Here is a 17,400-nt window from a genome sequence, read left to right on the forward strand (position 1 = left end):
AGATCCCTGGTCTTCGGCGTACCAAGCCGCATGGCTCAGACCTCCAATACTGCACCGATCCTGTTCGACCGCGCTCTGCTGCGGGCGCGGCAGGGGCGTGCATCGCGGCTGGGCGCCGAGAATTTCCTGCTGGATCGTGTCATCGCCGACATGGATGAGCGATTGCAGGCAGTGCTGCGCCAGTTCGACAGTGCCGCTGACGTCGCGACGCCGGGCAACCGTCTGCGCGATGTTGTGGCCGGGCGTGTCGGCCATCTCACACATGCCGATGTGCCCGATGTCGAAAGCGACGGTCTCAATCTCGCGCCGGCGTCGCTCGATCTCGTCGTCTCCGCGCTCGGGCTGCACTTCGTTAACGATCTGCCCGGCGTGATGGCGCAGATCCGTCGCGCGTTGAAGCCTGATGGTCTGCTGCTGGCCGCAATGCTCGGCGGTGACACGCTGACCGAGCTTCGGCAGTCCTTCGCCGCGGCGGAAGCCGAACGCGACGGCGGCATTTCGCCGCGCGTCGCACCAATGGCCGATCTGCGCGATGTCGGCGCCTTGCTGCAGCGCGCGGGATTTGCGCTGCCGGTGACCGATGTCGATCGCGTCGTGGTGCGTTACGACAGCGCCTTCGGTCTGATGCAGGATCTGCGCAGGATGGGCGCCACCAATGTGCTGGTCGAGCGCCGCCGGGCGCCGCTGCGCCGCGCGACACTGCTGCGCATGGCGCAGATCTACAGCGAGCGCTTTGCCGATCCCGACGGCCGCATTCGCACAACCTTCGACGTCATCTGGCTATCCGGCTGGGCGCCGCATGAGAGCCAGCAGAAGCCGCTGAAGCCGGGCTCGGCGAAAGCAAGTCTCGCCGACGCGGTGAAGGGGCTGAAGCCCTAGAGCAGATCGATCAGATGCGGGATCAGCGGGATATCCGCGGCCGGCATCGGATAGTCGCGCAGCCTGTTGGGGCGCACCCAGGCAAGATTCTGGCCTTCCCTGGAGATCGCGAGGCCTTCCCAGCGCCGGCAGATATAGAGCGGCATCAACAGGTGGAAGTCCTCATAGGCGTGGCTGGCGAAGGTCAGTGGCGCGAGGCAGGCTTCCTTCACCGTGATCCCGAGCTCCTCGTCGAGCTCGCGGATCAGCGCCGCTTCCGGCCGTTCGCCGGGCTCCAGCTTGCCGCCGGGAAATTCCCACAGGCCGGCCAGCGCCTTGCCTTCCGGCCGCTGTGCGATCAGCACGCGGCCGTCGGGATCAATCAATGCGCAGGCGACGACGAGGACGAGTTTCATAGGGTTATTACGCGGTTGTTGGTTGTCTGGGACATGTGTGGGGCACAGAGAACGATCGCATCGCCAGCTTTTCCGGGCGCGCTCTCATTGTTCGGTATGAGAGTTTTGGTTGCAGCATCGTTCGGGATTACCTGAATGTCGACATGGGTCGTGAGCTGCACGCGCGGCAGTTCGATGATGTAGTCGACCGTGTCCGCTCCCGAATAGTCGCTGCTGGGCATGTAAACCAGTTGCAGTGCGCGCATGCGTTTCCCGACACAGGTCTGGTCGTCCCCGGTCACATTCTTTTGTGGGGTGACCATGATCGTCCGTCCGCACAGACTGCCACGCGACGGAGGTTTGGCGATAGTGAGCTTGGGCAGCACCGGCTCACATTTCGCGTTCCATCGCACCGCGAAGCCAAGGCCGACCTCCTGACCCGCCTTGACGCTGCGCGTGAGCGTGCGTGTCCTGCTCGATGACTGATCCTGCGCTTCGGCGGTGCCGATTGGCATTGCGACGGCACAGGCAAGGATCAGACCCCCTGTCGTGCCGGCCATCGCACATATCTTCATCGACGTCGTCCGCAGGCGCAGTAGCAAGCTAAGACCGATAATCGCCGTTGATCGCGATATATTCCTTGGTGAGGTCGCAGGTCAGCACGCGGTCGCGCGCTTTGCCGAGGCCGAGCGCCACCTTGATCTGGATTTTCTGCTCTTTCATCGTCTTCGAGACCTCGGCCTCGTTATAGGACGGGTCGCGCGCGCCGGACTTGGCGACGCGGATGCCGTTGAACGAGATCGACAGCTTGTCGCGATTGGCCGGCTGGCCGGCCTTGCCGACGGCCATCACCACGCGTCCCCAATTGGCGTCTTCACCGGCAACGGCAGTCTTCACCAGCGGCGAATTGGCGATCGACATGGCGATCTTGCGGGCCGAGGCCTTGGTGGTTGCGCCTTCAACGATGATCTCGATCAGCTTGCGGGCGCCTTCGCCGTCACGGGCGACCTGTTCGGCGAGGTCGGCGAGCAGCGTCTGCAGCGCCTTCACGAATGGCTTTAGCCTGACGTCGCTGGCCTTGGTGATCTTCGGTGCGCCCTGGGCCGCCGCGGCACCGGTGGCGAACATCATAAGGGTGTCGGAGGTCGAAGTGTCGCCATCGACCGTCACGGCATTGAACGTGTCATCGACGCCCGCCTTGAGCAGCGCCTGCAAGGCCGGCGCGCTGATCGGCGCGTCGGTGAAGACGAAGGACAGCATGGTCGCCATGTCCGGTGCGATCATGCCCGAGCCCTTGGCGATGCCGTTGATGGTGACTTTGGCCTTGCCGAGTTTCACGGTGGCCGTCGCGACCTTCGGGAAGGTGTCGGTGGTCATGATCGCCTTGGCGGCGTCCATCCAGCCCTCGGGCGTCGCGCTATCGGCCAGCGTGGCGAGAACACCGTCGAACTTGGTGGCGTCGAGCGGTTCGCCGATCACGCCGGTCGAGGCCAGGAAGATCTCGTTCGGCTTGCAGCCGACGGCCTTGGACGCGATGTCGCCGGTCAGCTTGGTCGATGCCTTGCCGGTCTTGCCGGTGAAGGCATTGGCATTGCCGGAATTGACGACCAGCGCCTGCGCCTTGCCGTTCTTCAGCACCGCGCGGCACCACTCCACGGGAGCCGACGGGCACTTCGACGTGGTGAACACGCCGGCTGCCGTCGTGCCCTTGTCCATCACCGCGAGCAGCACATCGGTGCGGCCGGTATAGCGGATGCCGGCAGCGGCCGTGGCGAGGCGCACGCCTGCAATCGCGGGTAGTTCGGGAACAGCGGTCGGGGCGAGGGGGGAGACGGGCAGCGACTTGGCCATGAGTGCTTTCAGCTTTCGTAAAAAGATGAAGCGCTCTGTATCACCTCTGCCACCGTGGTGGGAGAGGGCTTCATGGCGAAGGGAGCAATGTCATGTCTCCGTCATGCGGCAGCCGTCCGGTTGCGCATGATCCTGTCCGAAACCGGGACTAGCCCGGACCGAACTTGAACTTGCCGTCGTCTTCGAGGAACGGACCGCTGCGCATATAGAGCTGGCCGTTCTCGCCGATGAAGAAGAGCGTGTTCTTCGGCACTTTCTTGGCGCCCTTCAGCAGGAACTTGGCATTGTTGGTGCCCATCTTGTACGCGAAGGTCTTGCCTGACGCGTCGTAGCCATAGCCCATGTCGGGCGAGAGCACCCAGGGTGTCGGCGCCTGAGCGAGCGCAGGGCCGGCCAGGGCCGATGTCATCAGTGCGGCGGCGCACAGCATCGTAAAGGCTCGAGCGGTCATCCCAAATTCTCCGAAAAGTGTTTTTGAAAGTACATCGCGGCTGCTCGGTGGTCTTGAACAAATCACGAACGGTGACAGCCCGTCAATACGACATGCGGTCGCGACAGAGTTTGTTATTTCGCAAGCCTGGCCGGGCGACTATCTTTCGCATTCGGGCTAAGCCGGTCCACGATGAATGCGGCGATGGGGATGATTCGACAATGCGAGCGATCGTGAAAAGTCTTTTGGTTGTTGGCGCGGTGGTATTGGCGCCCGGTCTCGCTGCGGCGGATGATTTCAAGCTCAGCAACAACCAGCGCATCTCCTGCGGGCGTGGGCTTGCCGCAGGCAAGCTGAGTACGGCGACCTGCCGCTCTTATGCCTATCTGTTCAATGTGAAGACCTCGGAATATTTCCGTTGCTCGGTGTCGCTATCGATGACGCGTGATGCCAAGGAAGTCATCAACGTCCAGAGCGATGGCGCTTGCGTGAAGAAGCCGCGCGTGTTCGACACCGACTCCAGCTATTCCTTCGATGCCACGGAGACCGAGCCGCCGAACACCAATTCGTTCTTCGGCAATGGTGGTTTTGCCATGTGGGTCAGCGACAACACCCAGCAGAAAATTCGTGGCTGTGTCACGATTCCGTCGGGGCTGGGCTCGGACGTGTCGCGCTGCATCGACATGAAGTTCGAGTAGCTGGCTTTCTTATCCCTCCCCCGCGCTTGCGTGGGGTCTGGCGGACGGTTCGTCCGCCATGGGTGGCCGGCCGCTTGGCCGGTCGGGTGGGGGTGCTGCCGCACGCGTTGAGTTCGCGGAGAGACCCCACCCCGGCCTCCGCTTCGCTCGGCCGACCCTCCCCACTGCGCATTGCTTGAGGGAGGGATTCCTCCGGCGCCTCTGCGCCATCGCAGATTCAACTGTCAAACAGCCACTGCTCTGCAGACATGCGTCATCGCCCCCATTGTTAGCGGCGCGGGGGCGCCGTCGTTGCTTGCATTCTCGCCCTCTTGTGAGAGGGCGTGCGGAACGCCGGGTGCCCGATGCACCCTTGGGCCTGATGCGAATGCGGTCTTCCGCATGGGGTAATGCATCAGGACTTTCGGAAGCACGAGCGATTGCCCAGCGTTCCGCCTGCGGTGTTTTTTCGGTTGCTTGCACTTTGCCTCGACGAACGCTCCGATCGCGAATTAAAGTCCCAAGGCGATGGGAAGGGAGCCTCAAGCGAGTAAGCCGGACGCGTTTCGATTTGGTCGTCCGTCACACTGTCCAGGGATCTGTCCATCTGAAGGTCGGCCGTCTCCTTGCCAGTGGCAGTGCTGGCGCAGATCCGTCCTGCCCGAAGACAGACGTTCCCCCATGAACCGCGTGACGCCGCATCTCCGGCGTCCACCGCATCCCACCCCGCGAACGTGACGATCGCGATCGCCCCTCTCGGTGGGGCAGGACGAATGGGAATATAAACCTGATGGGGATGGTGTCAACGGGAGATAGGAAAAAATGTTTAGGTGCTGTCATTCGGGGGCGCGTTGCGCGAGCCCGGAATCCATAACCACGATCGAGCTTATGGATTCCGGGCCTGCGCCTCAGCCGGCTGCGCCGGCCGGGCGCATCCCGGAATGACAATTGAGGATTCAGCGCGTCCGGGCTTACGCACACCCTCAGGCAAACCAATTGGTTTGCCTGAGGAATAACGAGTGTGGAATCGGCGCCAACCGCACTCCCAAAACAAAAGGGCACACGCGGATGCGCATGCCCTTCGATCTATTCACGCTTAACGAAGCGAGACAGGCAGGCGCGTCTAACGCCCTGCCAACCCTGCGCTGCCCTTACTCCGGCTTGATGCCGGCGAACTGGGCGACCTTGCCCCACTTCTCGATTTCGGACTGCACATAGGCATCCATATCGGCCGGCGAACCGCCGGTCGGATCGGCGCCGAGCTTGATCAGGCGGGCAGTGCCGTCGGCTGACTTGATGAACTTGTCGGTCGAGGCATTGAGCTTGGCGATGATCTCCTTCGGCGTCTTCGCCGGGGCTGCGATGGTGAACCAGGAGGCGGCGTCGTAGCCGTCGACGCCGGATTCCGCGATGGTCGGAATGTCCTTCATCGGCTCCCAACGCTTGCTGGTGGAGACGGCGAGTGCACGGATCTGGTTGCTCTCCGCGAAAGGCTGCGCCGCCGGCAGGTTGTCGATCATCACATGGACGCGGCCGCCGATCAGGTCGGTGAGCGCGGGGGCGCTGCCCTTGTAGGGCACGTGGGTCAGCTTCACGCCGGTCATCGACTTGAACAGTTCGGTCGACAGATGCGCGGTCGAACCGAGACCCGGCGTGCCGTAGAAATATTCATCCGGCTTGGCCTTGGCGAGTTCGATGAATTCCTTGACGCTCTTGGCCGGCAGCGAGTTGGTCACCGAGAACAGGTTCGGCACCTTGGCGATCACGATCACCGAGGCCAGATCCCTCACCGGATCATAGGTCATGTTCTTGAACACGAACTTGTTGATCGCGTGGGTGCCGGGCGTGCCGACCAGGAAGGTGTAGCCGTCGCCTTCGGCCTTGGCGACGAAGTCAGCGGCGATGTTGCCGCCGGCGCCGGCCTTGTTCTCGACGATGAACTGCTGGCCCATCTCTTCGGACATCTTCTGCGCGACGACGCGGGCCAGAATGTCGGTGGTGCCGCCGGCCGCGAACGGAACAATGAACTTCACCGGCTTGGTGGGCCACTCTGCGGCGCTGGCGCGGCGCGACAGGATCGGCAGGGTGCCGAGGGCAGCCGCGCCGCCGAGGATCACGGAGCGGCGGGACGGGAAGCGGATCGATGATGACATCTCGAAGAGTCCTTTTGCATGTCGGACAGGCCGCGCGGCTGCGACGCGCGATCTGATTGAGGGTGTTTAAGACATTGACGGGAGGCCGGGATCAAGTGGGAACCGGCACGGCTGGTACAACGAACCCGAAGATGGTCCGCTCCTGCGACTCATCTGCGCAACCGGCAGGTCTTTCCAGCTTCTCCCGATCAGGCGTTTCCATGGACAACATGCATGGGAACGTACTGGGGTGGATGGTACTATGCTGCACTGCGAGTTGCTACCGCAATGCAATACCATCCTTAAGCATTTGGTACTAACGGCTGATGACGTGCGTCGGAAGGTCGCGTCTCCGGCATGGCGACGATGAACAGGATGAGGCCGATCCCCGCCAAGGCGGCAAGCACCAGGAATGCCACGCTGTAGCCGGCCTTTACCACGATCACGCCGGCAATGGCCGTGCTGAGAGCGCCCCCTAATCCCGCGGCGGTGGCGATCGCGCCCTGGCTGATATTGAAGTGGCCGGTGCCGTAAGTGAGGTCCGCGACCACCAGCGGGAAGATCGCGCCGAAGATTCCGGCGCCGATGCCGTCGAGGGTCTGCACGCCGACCAGCCAATAGGGATCATCGGAGAGCGGATACAGCGCGCCGCGCAGCGCCAGCACGGCGAGCGCGCAGGCGAAAATCGGTTTGCGGCCCCAGACATCGGCCTTGCGGCCGACCAGCATCGCGACCGGCACCATCACCAATTGCGCCGCGACGATGCAGACCGACATCAACGTGGTGCCGAGCTCGCTCTTCACCAGTGCGAGTTTCTGGCCGACCAGCGGCAGCATCGCCGCATTGGAGAAATGAAACAGCACGGTGGCGGCGGCAAATATCAGGAGCGGCTTGCAGGTCAGCAGCACCTGAAAGCCGGATGGCCGGTCGGCGGCATCGTGATCGTGCGTGTCGTCGAGATCGCCGAGACCGCGGGCCATCTGATGATCGATGGCATTAGCGGGGATCGCCAGCGTCGCGAGGATGCTCGCCACAGCCATCGCGGCCATCAGCCAGAACACGACGATCGGTCCGAAGGCATAGGCGAAGATGCCGGCCAACGTCGCCGCCGTCGCATTGCCGGCATGGTTGAACGCCTCGTTACGGCCGATCCGGCGGGCAAAGGCTTTGGGGCCGACAATGCCGAGTGTGATCGCCGCCAGTGCCGGTGCGAAGACGGCCGCGGCGACACCGGTCAGTGCCTGTGTCGTCGCGACAAATAGGAAGCCGGGGTAGAGTGGCAGCACGATCGAGCCGAGTGTGACGATGACGGCGGCAAGAATGACGATGGCGCGCTTGGCCGTGGTCTTGTCGATCAGGGCGCCGGCGGGGGTCTGCGCGACAATGCCGGCGAGGGCGGCGACCGACATCACGATGCCGATGGAGGCCTCGTCCCATTTCTGGACTGTCAGCAGATAGATCGCGAGATAGGGCCCGAGCCCGTCTCGGACATCGGCGAGAAAAAAGTTCAGCGCGTCGAGCGGATGTTTGATCCTGTTGGCGTCGTCGTGCACGCGCGGCCCTCACGGCACGGCAGTGCCCGGCAGGCAACGGCGCGAAGTCACGCCGGTTCCGCGGTATTCGACGTGGCCGCCGTCGTCTCCGCCTAGGCGGGGATGACAAAGGGGAGGTCCGCGATCAACCACTTAAAAACAAAGGCCGCGAGGCTTTCGCATCGCGGCCTTAAGTCTGGTCTTGTGGCGGGCTGGTCTTACTTCCCGATGCCCTTTTCCTTGAAGTATTTCAGCGCGCCCGGATGGAACGGCACCGGGGAGCGCTCCTGCACCTGGTTGTCGAGCGAGAAGCTCTCGGCCTCCTTGTGCACGGCGACGATGTCGGCCTTCTTCTCCACCAGCGTCTTGACGATGTTGTAGGCGTCGTCGTCGCTCATCTTGTTGCCGGTCACGATGATGTTCCAGACTTCGGTATTGGCATTGTCCTTGTCCATGCCGGGATAGATGCTCTTGCTGATGGTCGAGGGCGAATACAGCTTGCCGTATTTCTCGTTCATCTTGGCGGCGAGGTCGGCATGGTCGACGAACTTGATTTTCATGCCGGGTGTGGCGGCGAGATCGGTGACGGCGGCGGTGGGAACGCCGCCGACCCAGAAGAAGGCGTCGATCTTGCGGTCCTTGATGGCGTTGACGGACTCAGCGACGCCGAGACGCTCGCGCTTCATGTCCTTGTCCTTGTCGAGACCGGCGGCCTCGATGACGCGGAACGCCATCACTTCGGTGGCGCCGCCCGGCGAGCCCGTGGAGACGCGCTTGCCCTTGAGATCCGACATCTTCTCGATGCCGGCGCCCTCGATGGTCACGATATGCATGCGGTTCGGATAGACCACCAGCAAAGTCTGCAGCGGGACCTTGCCGCTCTTGAACTTGTCCTGGCCGTTCAGCGCGTCGAGCGCGGCGTCGGCCATGCTGAAGCCGAGCTCGCTCTGGCCCGAGGCAATCAGCTTGAGGTTATCGACCGACCCGCCGGTGACTTCCGCGGTGGCCTGGGTGTTCGGCAGCGCCTTCGACAGCACATTGGCGATGGCGCCGCCGAGCGGATAATAGACGCCGCCGGTGCCGCCAGTGCCGATCGCCATGGTCTTCTGCTGCGCGATGGCCGCGCCTGCAAGGCCGGCCGTGGCGACCAGCGCCACGGCAATCGATGTCTTTCTGAAACGCTTGAACATGGTTGTCCTCTCCTCCAGTTTTGATTGATGTCGCGGTGACTATTTCACCGCGCCGACTTCCTTGAGATATTTCAGCGTGCCGGGGTGATAGGGCGCCGGCGACTGCGCTGGTGTCTGCGTGGCGAGATTGATGTTCTCCGCCTCTTTATGGACGGCGACGAGATCGGCCTTGTTCTCGAAGATCGTCTTTGTGATCGCATAGGCCGTGTCGTCCGACATCTTGTCGGTGGCCATGATCTGATTCCAGGCGGCGAAGCCACGGCTGTCGGTGGTCTGGCCCGGATAGCTGCCGGCCTTGATCACGCTGGGTGCGAAGATCTGGCCATACTTTTTCACGATCGGCTCTAACAGGTAATCGATGTCGATCAGCTTGATGGTGACACCGGGCGTTGCGGCAAGGTCAACGACGGCGGCGGTCGGCACGCCGCCGCCCCAGAAGAAGGCATCAATCTTGCGATCCTTGAGCGCGGACGCGGATTCCGCGACCGACAGACGTTCGCGCTTGACGTCCTTGTCCTTGTCGAGGCCCGCGGCTTCGAGCAGGCGGAAGGTCTGCGCCTCGGTGGCGCTGCCCGGCGCACCGCCGGAAATGCGCTTGCCTTTCAGATCGGCAAATTTCTCGATGCCGGTGCCGGCGATGGTCACCACATGCACCGGGCTGGAATAGACGGCGACGATGGTGCGCAGCGGAACGGGCTTCTTGAACTTGTTCTCGCCCTTCACAGCATCGGACGCGACGTCGCCGGTCATGAAACCGAGATCGGCCTGACCAGTCTCCAGGAGCTTGATATTGTCGACGCTGCCGCCGGTGACTTCGCCGGTGGCCTGGGTATGCGGCAGTTTCTTCGACAACAGGTTCGCGAGACCGCCGCCGAGCGGATAGAAGATGCCGCCGGTCCCGCCGGTGGCAATGGCGATGGTCTTGTCTTCCGCAGAAGCGCCGGTCGCCGCGCAGGCGATGCCGAGCAGTGCAAGGCTGAAAGCTGTCCATCTCATCGCGTCACTCCCTGAAGTCGGCGGCGCCGCTTATCTGCGGCGTCCGCGTCGTGCGATAACTTGACGTTATTCGTTTCTGTCGTTGGTCATGCCGGTGCCGGTTGCGTCCTCGTCCTTGCCTGCCAGAGCAGCACGCCGAGGCCGATGATGAGGCCGGGCACGAATGTGTAGCTGATGTCGCGACCGATGATCGATTCGATGATCGCCTCGATCAGGCTCGGGAACACCAGCAGTAATCCCGATAGCAGAAGCAGGCCGCGCTCGATCGGTGTATTTTGTCGCAGTGCCCAGTTCTGCGCGACGGCGGCAAGCGCCAGCAGTCCCAGCGTGGTCTTGAAGGTAATCTCGACGATGTCCACCCACGAGCCGCCCTTCGGAATGTTCAGCAGCAGGCCGACGCCCTGCGGGTCGCAGACGAAGACGAATGGCACCAGGAAGGCCGGCAGCGTGTATTTCCACGACTGCAGCGTGGTCTTGTAGGGATCGCCGCCGGTGATCGCCGCCGCCGCGAAGGGCGACAGTGCGGTGGGCGGGGAGACTTCCGAGAGCACGGCGTAATAGAAGATGAACATGTGTGCGGCGTAGTCGGGCACGCCGAGCTTGATCAGTGCGGGCGCGGCGATCACCGCGCAGATGATGTAGGACGCGGTGACCGGCACCGCGAGGCCGATGATCCAGACGATCAGCGCCGTATAGATCGCCGTCAGCAGCAAGCTGCCGCCCGCATAGGAAATCACGATCGACGAGAATTTCAGGCCGAGGCCGGTGAGCGTGACGACGCCGACCACGATGCCGGCGCAAGCGCAGGTGGTGGCGGCATTGAGCGCGCCGATCGAGCCGTCGGCCAGTGCCTTCACCAGTTTCTTCGGCACCAGCGCGGTGTCCTTGCGCAGGAAACTGAGCACGAAGGTGACGAGCGTGGCGTAAAACACCGACAGTGACGGCGAGTAGCCGATGATCATGAAGACGACGACGGCGAGCAGGGAAATGAAGTGGAACCCGTAACGCTTCATCATCACGCCGAGGCTGAGCTCAGGCCTGACATTGACATTGTGGGCGCCGAACCGCTTGGCGTCGATCTCCACCATGATCAGCAGCGACAGGTAGTAGAGACAGGTCGGGATGGTCGCCATCCAGATCACGTCGAGATAGCTGATCTTGAGGAATTCAGCGATCAGGAACGCGGCGGCGCCGAGCACCGGCGGCGACAGGATCGCGCCGAGACCGCCTGCAGCCAGCAGGCCGCCGGCAGCGTTCTTCTCAAAACCGGCCTTGGCCAGCATCGGGGCGGCGACGGTGCCGATCATCACCGTGGTGGCGACGCCCGAGCCGGATGGGCCGCCGAGCAGGAACGAGGACAGCACCACGGTGCGGCCCGCGGCGTTCGACTTGTTTCCCATCAACGATAGCGAGAAATCGATGAAGAATTTGCCGGCGCCGGACATCGACAGGAACGCGCCATAGATCGTGAACAAGATGATCAGCGTGGCCGACACGTCGACCGCGACGCCGAAGATGCCCTCCAGCGTGATGAAGAGATGGCCGACGAGGCGCGGCAGGTCATAGCCGCGATGGGTCCATGGCGCCGGCAGATGCGGGCCGAGCATCGCATAGGCGATGAAGAACACGGACACGACCGGCATGATCAGGCCCGTGGTACGGCGCGTCGCTTCCAGCAGCAGCACGATGAAGACGATGCCGACGATGACATCCATATGATCCGGCAGCGTAGCGCGGTCGGTGAAATCGTCGCCGCCCCACAGCGCATAGGCAATGGTGCCGATGGCGACGATGCCCGGCACGATGTCCCACCAGCGCACGCGGTTGCGGAAGCGCGCAGCGACGGGGAATAGCAGGAAGCTGAGGATCAGCGTGAAGGCGACGTGGACGTAACGCAGTTCCTGCGTCGGCACGATCGCGTAGGCGGCATAGAGATGAAACAGGCTCATCACCACGGCGATGCCGGTGGAGATCGTTCCGGCCCAGCCCAACAGGCGATTTGTTGCGCCTTCATCGGCTTCGATGAAGGCTTCAGCCTTTGCCAAAGCCTCGTCGGAGATGGCAACGGTGTCATCGCTCGTGTTTGATTTCTGGTCAGCCATGTTTCATCCCCCGGGATATTTCCCGCAGCCGGCTTTGCCGGCCTTATTATTCTGAGTGCGGCGCATTCATGCCGTTTTACCCGGCTGGCGCAAGGGCTTACCGGTGAAACTTTCGTCGCGGCAACGGCGTTCGCTATTGCGACGCCGTTGACCGCATGAGGGCTGCGGTTCACCTTCGCGGCCTGAACGACAGGAATAAAATGAGTATGAGGAAGCGTCTGATAGCGGCCATGACGACTGTAGTCGTCATGTGCAGCGCAGCGGCACGCGCCGAGCCGTCGATCACGCTGCTGACTGGCAATACGTCCGGCATCTATTTTCCGCTCGGCGTCTCGATCGCGATGATCTATGCGGATATTCCCGGCGCGAAAGTTCAGGTGCAGACAACCGATGGTTCGGTCGAGAACCTCTCGCGGCTGCAGCAAGGCACCGGGCAGGTGGGTTTTGCGCTCGGTGACGCGCTGCAGGACGCCTGGGCCGGCAATGCCACGGCGGGCTTCGATGGCAAGCAGGACCGGCTGCGGGTGATCGGCGCGCTCTATCCGAATTACATCCAGATTGTTGCCACCAAAGAGAGCGGCATCAGGACGCTGAGCGATCTCAAGGGCCGGAGCCTCTCGGTTGGCGAGCGGAGATCGGGCACCGAGTTGAACGCCCGCGCCATTCTGGGCGCTGCGGGGCTGCGCTATGAGAATCTCGGCGAGATCAGGTATTTCTCCTTTGCCGAATCCACCACGATGATGATCGAGAAGAAGCTCGATGCCACGCTGCAGTCTGCGGGTCTCGGCGTGACATCGATCAGGGAACTCAGCGAGGCCACGGATATCGTCATCGTGCCAGTGCCGCCCGCGCTGGTCAGAAAGATCGGCGTGCCGTTCAAGCCGGACCGGATTCCAGCCCGGACCTATGTCAGTCAGGACAAATCCGTGCCGACGGCATCGGTGATGAACTATCTGGTGACGAGTAATGCCGTGCCGGATGAACTCGTCTATCAGATGACGAAGCGCTTGTTCGGCGGCCTCGACGAACTCGCCATCGCGCACCGCGCTGGCCACGAGATCCGGCTGGCGAGCGCCGTGAGCAAAAACCCGGTGCCGCTGCATCCCGGCGCGTTGCGCTACTATCGGGAGCGGGGCCTGATCAGGTAGAGTGGTCCGGCTGGCTTGCTGGGGCTTTCATGGGTCATTCGTTTCGGACGTTGGTTCTGTGTGCCGCTCTTGCGGCGCCATCGCTGCCCCATGCGGCCGTCCGAGCGCAGGGTACGGCCGAGGCCGCTGCCACCTGCGCGAATGACGACACCTTGCCGCCCGAGCAGATGCTCGGCATCTGCGCCCTGGTGATCGGCTCGACGGCGGCACCGCCGGACCGCGTTCATGCCCTGATCGTGCGCGCCGGGCTGCAACTCAGGCTGGAACAGGTCGACCTAGCCATTGCGGATGGTGATCTGGCAGTTCAGCTCGATCCCCTCTCGGCCGCAGCGCTCGAAGCCCGCGGCAAGGCGCTTGCGGCCGGCAAGAAGTTCGACCGTGCGCTTGATGACTTCGACCGCGCGATCAAGCTGCGGCCGAACGAGGCCCAATTATTTGCGAGCCGCGCCGCGACCTTCGCATCGATGCACGAAAATCGATTGGCCGTTCGCGATTACAATGAAGCGGTCCGGCTCGATCCGACGCGGGTGCAGGGTCTCATCGATCGCGCGGCCGCCTATGCCAAGGTCAAGCGCTTCGATCTGGTGATCGACGACCAGAGCGACATCATTCGCCTGGAGCCGACCGCGGAACATTACGATGCGCGCGGTCAGTCCTATGCGCGCAACAATGCCTATGGCCGCGCGATTGCGGATTTCGACGCGGCGATCCGGCTGGAGCCGAAGGCTAGCTACTTCGTGAATCGCGGAAACTCCTTCAGTCTCAGCGGCGCATATGATCGCGCCATCACCGACTACACGACGGCGCTGCAGCTTCAGCCGGAGCTGGCGATGGCCTATAACAATCGCGGCGTCGCCTGGCGCGACAAGGGCGACCCTGCGCGCGCTCTGGCCGATTTCGACGCAGCCGTTCAGATCGATTCAACGCTGGATATCGCTTTGCGACATCGCAAGCAGCTTGAGAAATATCGGGTGGCGGCGCGCAAGCCGGCAATTGGATTGCATCCATCCGCCGATGCGAGCACCCGATAGACAATGACTTTTCGCAATTCATATGTGGGCAGCGTATTGCGCGTTATCGGCGTCCTGCTCGTATTATGTTGCGTGGCTCCCGACAGGGCATCGCCAGCGGTCAACGAGCCGGCAGCCACCGCGCACGTCGATCCCGCACTGTGCGTGGCGGCTGTTGCGTCAGGTGATGACGAGAAGATTCTCGCAGTTTGCAGCACGCTGATCGACAACGAAAAGACCGAGCGGGCCGACCGGCTGAAAGCGTTGATTGCGCGCGCCGGTGTCTACACCCGCAAGGATGAGACCGATCGTGCCATCGCCGATTACGATGCGGCGCTGCGACTCGATCCGACGCAGGCCGTTCTGTTCAATGCGCGCGGCGAACTCTGGCGCAAGAAGGGCGATCGGCCGCGCGCAGTCCGCGATTTCGGTGCGGCGATCAAGCTCGATCCGCAACTCGACGTCGCGCGCGCCAATTACAAGGCGCTGGCGCAGGAAATCGAGCGGATCGGCGTGGAGATGTCGGTCAAGCCACAACCAAAGGCACCCTTGAAATAGCCGGCGATCCCGTGACAATCAGTGTGCAATGAACCCGGCGGTAAAGCTGGGGCGGGAGAGACGCCATGACAACCAACGCATCCAGCCGCTATCACGACGTCCACGCGCAGTCGCTGTCCGATCCGGAAGGCTTCTGGAGCGAAGCCGCGAAGGCGATCGACTGGATTGCGCCAGCGAAGAAGGTGTTCGATCCGTCCGTGGGTCTCTACGGCCGCTGGTTTGTCGGCGGCGTGCTGAACACCTGCTACAACGCGCTGGATCGCCATGTCGCCGGTGGCCGCGCCGATCAGGTCGCGCTGATTCACGACTCACCGCTGACGGGTGAGGTCCGGAAAATCACCTATGCACAGCTGCTGCATGAGGTGCAGGTGCTCGGCGCCATCCTGCAGGACCTTGGCGTCGGCAAGGGCGATCGCGTCATCCTCTATATGCCGATGGTACCTGAGGCTGTGGTCGCCATGCTCGCCTGCGCGCGCATCGGCGCGGTGCATTCGGTGGTGTTCGGTGGCTTCGCGGCGAAGGAACTCGCGACACGCATCGACGATGCGAGGCCGAGGCTGATCCTGTCCGCGAGCTGCGGCATCGAGCCCGGCCGCATCGTGCAATACAAGCCGCTGCTGGATGAAGCGATCGCGCTCGCCAGCGCGAAGCCCGATGCCTGCATCATCCTGCAGCGCCCGCAGCATGGCTGCGACCTGGTGGCCGGCCGCGATCATGACTGGGCCGAATTGCGCAGCAAGGCGATGGCGGCGAAGAAGTCCGCGGATTGCGTGCCAGTGCTGGCGACCGATCCGCTCTATATCCTCTATACGTCCGGCACGACCGGCAAACCGAAGGGCGTGGTGCGCGACAATGGCGGTCATGCCGTCGCGCTCGCCTGGTCGATGTGGAATCTCTACGGCGTGAAGCCGGGCGAAGTCTGGTGGTGCGGCTCCGACATCGGCTGGGTGGTCGGCCATAGCTATATCGTCTATGCGCCGCTGTTCCATGGCGCGACGTCGATCATGTATGAAGGCAAGCCGGTCGGCACGCCGGATGCCGGCGCGTTCTGGCGCGTCATCTCCGAACACAAGGCCGTTGCTTTCTTCACGGCGCCGACCGCCTTCCGCGCCATCCGCAAGGACGATCCGGACGGCAGTTTCATTCGCAAATATGATCTCTCGCATTTCCGCACGCTGTTCCTGGCCGGTGAGCGCGCCGATCCGCCGACGGTGGACTGGGCCGAGAAGCAGTTGAAGGTGCCGGTGATCGATCACTGGTGGCAGACCGAGACCGGCTGGTGCATCGCCGGCAATCCGGTGGGCCTTGGCCAGCTCCCGGTGAAGCACGGCTCGCCGACGGTGCCGATGCCCGGCTACAAGGTCGAGGTGGTGGACGAAGCTGCGAAGCCGGTACCCGCCGGCACCATGGGCTCCATCGTCATCAAGCTGCCGATGCCGCCGGCCTGTCTGCCGACATTGTGGGAGCAGGACGAGCGCTGCAAGGAAGCCTATTTCAACGAGTTTCCCGGCTACTACAAAACTTCCGATGCCGGCTATCTGGATGACGATGGCTATGTCTATGTGATGGGCCGCACCGACGACATCATCAATGTCGCCGGCCATCGCCTCTCCACCGGCGGCATGGAAGAGATTCTGGCCTCGCATCCGGACGTCGCCGAATGCGCCGTGCTGGGGATCAAGGATACCATCAAGGGCGAGGTGCCCTGCGGCTTCCTGGTGCTGAAGGCCGGCGTTGAGCGGCCGGTTGCTGACATCGAGAAGGAAGTGGTCGCGCTGGTGCGCGAAAAGCTCGGCCCCGTCGCGGCGTTCAAGCTCGCCATCGCTGTCGGCCGGCTGCCGAAGACGCGTTCGGGCAAAATCCTGCGCGGCACCATCAAGAAGATCGCGGACGGCGACAGCTGGACCATGCCCGCGACCATCGAGGATCCGAAGTCGCTGGACGAAATCGGCGCGGCGTTGAAGGGCAGGGTCTAAGCAGACCTTACAAATCCCGCATTTCGCGCTAAACACTCTCACGTCATGCCCGGGCTTGACCCGGGCATCCATCTTCCTTTCAAACGGCAAAGCTGGATTGCCGGGTCAAGCCCGGCAATGACAGAGAAGATCAAGTAACGGAACCATGCATGCGACTGACCTCGACCTCTCTCATCGCGCTGACGCTGGCCGCGACGCTGCTCAGCGCCTGCGCGCGCCGCACCGACATTCCCATGTCGAGCCTCGGCGATGACGATGACGCGATCTGCCGCGCTAATGGTGTCGCTGTCGGTTCGCCGGAATATGCGGCCTGCCGCAAGGACCGCGACGTTCAGCGCAGCAATGCCATCAATCGCGCCGACCGCGCGCAGCGCAATCTCGGCGAGTACATGCTGAACAATCCAAGCCGGCCGTAACGCCGCGGATTGATATTCCGCAACACTGTGTCTCCCAAAGGCAACGACCGCGCAGCGAGACGCTGTGCGGTCGTTTGCTTTTGATTGAGATCAACGTGTGAGCGCCGCGGCGAGCGTCTTTCGGATCTG

Annotated in this window: 16 protein-coding genes; 7 read left to right on the forward strand and 9 right to left on the reverse strand. The window is 63.0% G+C overall.

Features of this window, described 5'->3' with window-relative positions:
- Nucleotides 1-30: 30 nt before the first annotated feature.
- Complete coding sequence (locus AB8A23_RS08000; protein WP_439059960.1) at nucleotides 31-879, forward strand: methyltransferase domain-containing protein; 849 nt, start codon at nucleotides 31-33, stop codon at nucleotides 877-879.
- On the opposite strand, the gene AB8A23_RS08005 is transcribed toward AB8A23_RS08000, so the two are convergent.
- The 4 genes from AB8A23_RS08005 to AB8A23_RS08020 form a co-directional block, all read right to left on the reverse strand.
- Nucleotides 876-1,274, reverse strand: coding sequence for a (deoxy)nucleoside triphosphate pyrophosphohydrolase (locus AB8A23_RS08005; protein ID WP_231078972.1), 399 nt, complete (start codon nucleotides 1,272-1,274; stop codon nucleotides 876-878). The genes AB8A23_RS08000 and AB8A23_RS08005 overlap by 4 nt on opposite strands.
- Nucleotides 1,271-1,813 carry a hypothetical protein gene (locus tag AB8A23_RS08010; RefSeq protein WP_439059959.1) on the reverse strand — a complete coding sequence of 181 codons (543 nt, stop codon included), beginning with the start codon at nucleotides 1,811-1,813 and terminating at the stop codon, nucleotides 1,271-1,273. The genes AB8A23_RS08005 and AB8A23_RS08010 overlap by 4 nt, the downstream gene beginning before the upstream one ends.
- A 43-nt stretch (nucleotides 1,814-1,856) precedes the next feature.
- Nucleotides 1,857-3,104, reverse strand: a complete 1,248-nt coding sequence (argJ, locus tag AB8A23_RS08015; protein ID WP_093757463.1) for a bifunctional glutamate N-acetyltransferase/amino-acid acetyltransferase ArgJ — start codon at nucleotides 3,102-3,104, stop codon at nucleotides 1,857-1,859.
- A gap of 148 nt (nucleotides 3,105-3,252) precedes the next feature.
- Nucleotides 3,253-3,555, reverse strand: a complete 303-nt coding sequence (locus AB8A23_RS08020) for a hypothetical protein (RefSeq protein WP_184512165.1) — start codon at nucleotides 3,553-3,555, stop codon at nucleotides 3,253-3,255.
- 200 nt (nucleotides 3,556-3,755) lie between these two features.
- Here AB8A23_RS08020 and AB8A23_RS08025 point away from each other — a divergent pair, with 200 nt between their 5' ends.
- On the forward strand, nucleotides 3,756-4,232 hold the full coding sequence (locus AB8A23_RS08025; RefSeq protein ID WP_439059958.1) for a hypothetical protein: 477 nt from the start codon (nucleotides 3,756-3,758) through the stop codon (nucleotides 4,230-4,232).
- A 1,130-nt stretch (nucleotides 4,233-5,362) separates the two neighbouring features.
- On the opposite strand, the gene AB8A23_RS08030 is transcribed toward AB8A23_RS08025, so the two are convergent.
- From AB8A23_RS08030 to AB8A23_RS08050, 5 genes are all read right to left on the reverse strand, one after another.
- Complete coding sequence (locus AB8A23_RS08030) at nucleotides 5,363-6,364, reverse strand: Bug family tripartite tricarboxylate transporter substrate binding protein (protein WP_439059957.1); 1,002 nt, start codon at nucleotides 6,362-6,364, stop codon at nucleotides 5,363-5,365.
- A 281-nt stretch (nucleotides 6,365-6,645) separates the two neighbouring features.
- Nucleotides 6,646-7,896: an MFS transporter gene (locus AB8A23_RS08035; RefSeq protein ID WP_439059956.1), complete on the reverse strand. Its 1,251-nt coding sequence runs from the start codon at nucleotides 7,894-7,896 to the stop codon at nucleotides 6,646-6,648.
- Nucleotides 7,897-8,093: 197 nt separating this feature from the next.
- The gene (locus AB8A23_RS08040) at nucleotides 8,094-9,065 is read right to left on the reverse strand and encodes a TAXI family TRAP transporter solute-binding subunit (protein WP_068729346.1); all 972 of its coding nucleotides are present in this window, start codon (nucleotides 9,063-9,065) and stop codon (nucleotides 8,094-8,096) included.
- A 39-nt stretch (nucleotides 9,066-9,104) separates the two neighbouring features.
- Nucleotides 9,105-10,061, reverse strand: a complete 957-nt coding sequence (locus AB8A23_RS08045) for a TAXI family TRAP transporter solute-binding subunit (RefSeq protein WP_439059955.1) — start codon at nucleotides 10,059-10,061, stop codon at nucleotides 9,105-9,107.
- A gap of 86 nt (nucleotides 10,062-10,147) precedes the next feature.
- Nucleotides 10,148-12,163, reverse strand: coding sequence for a TRAP transporter permease (locus AB8A23_RS08050; RefSeq protein ID WP_093757458.1), 2,016 nt, complete (start codon nucleotides 12,161-12,163; stop codon nucleotides 10,148-10,150).
- 206 nt (nucleotides 12,164-12,369) lie between these two features.
- Here AB8A23_RS08050 and AB8A23_RS08055 point away from each other — a divergent pair, with 206 nt between their 5' ends.
- The 5 genes from AB8A23_RS08055 (at nucleotide 12,370) to AB8A23_RS08075 (ending at nucleotide 17,271) form a co-directional block, all read left to right on the forward strand.
- Complete coding sequence (locus tag AB8A23_RS08055) at nucleotides 12,370-13,311, forward strand: TAXI family TRAP transporter solute-binding subunit (protein ID WP_439059954.1); 942 nt, start codon at nucleotides 12,370-12,372, stop codon at nucleotides 13,309-13,311.
- 29 nt (nucleotides 13,312-13,340) lie between these two features.
- The gene (locus AB8A23_RS08060; RefSeq protein ID WP_439059953.1) at nucleotides 13,341-14,342 is read left to right on the forward strand and encodes a tetratricopeptide repeat protein; all 1,002 of its coding nucleotides are present in this window, start codon (nucleotides 13,341-13,343) and stop codon (nucleotides 14,340-14,342) included.
- Between the two features lie 3 nt (nucleotides 14,343-14,345).
- On the forward strand, nucleotides 14,346-14,879 hold the full coding sequence (locus AB8A23_RS08065) for a tetratricopeptide repeat protein (protein WP_120287327.1): 534 nt from the start codon (nucleotides 14,346-14,348) through the stop codon (nucleotides 14,877-14,879).
- A gap of 65 nt (nucleotides 14,880-14,944) precedes the next feature.
- Nucleotides 14,945-16,855, forward strand: coding sequence for a propionyl-CoA synthetase (locus AB8A23_RS08070; RefSeq protein WP_120287326.1), 1,911 nt, complete (start codon nucleotides 14,945-14,947; stop codon nucleotides 16,853-16,855).
- 149 nt (nucleotides 16,856-17,004) lie between these two features.
- Entirely contained in the window at nucleotides 17,005-17,271 is a 267-nt protein-coding gene (locus tag AB8A23_RS08075; protein ID WP_089267682.1) for a hypothetical protein, read from the forward strand.
- The last annotated feature ends 129 nt before the right edge of the window (nucleotides 17,272-17,400 follow it).

The sequence above is a fragment of the Tardiphaga sp. 619_E2_N8_4 genome, from assembly GCF_051810905.1.
Classification (GTDB): Bacteria; Pseudomonadota; Alphaproteobacteria; order Rhizobiales; family Xanthobacteraceae; genus Tardiphaga; species Tardiphaga robiniae.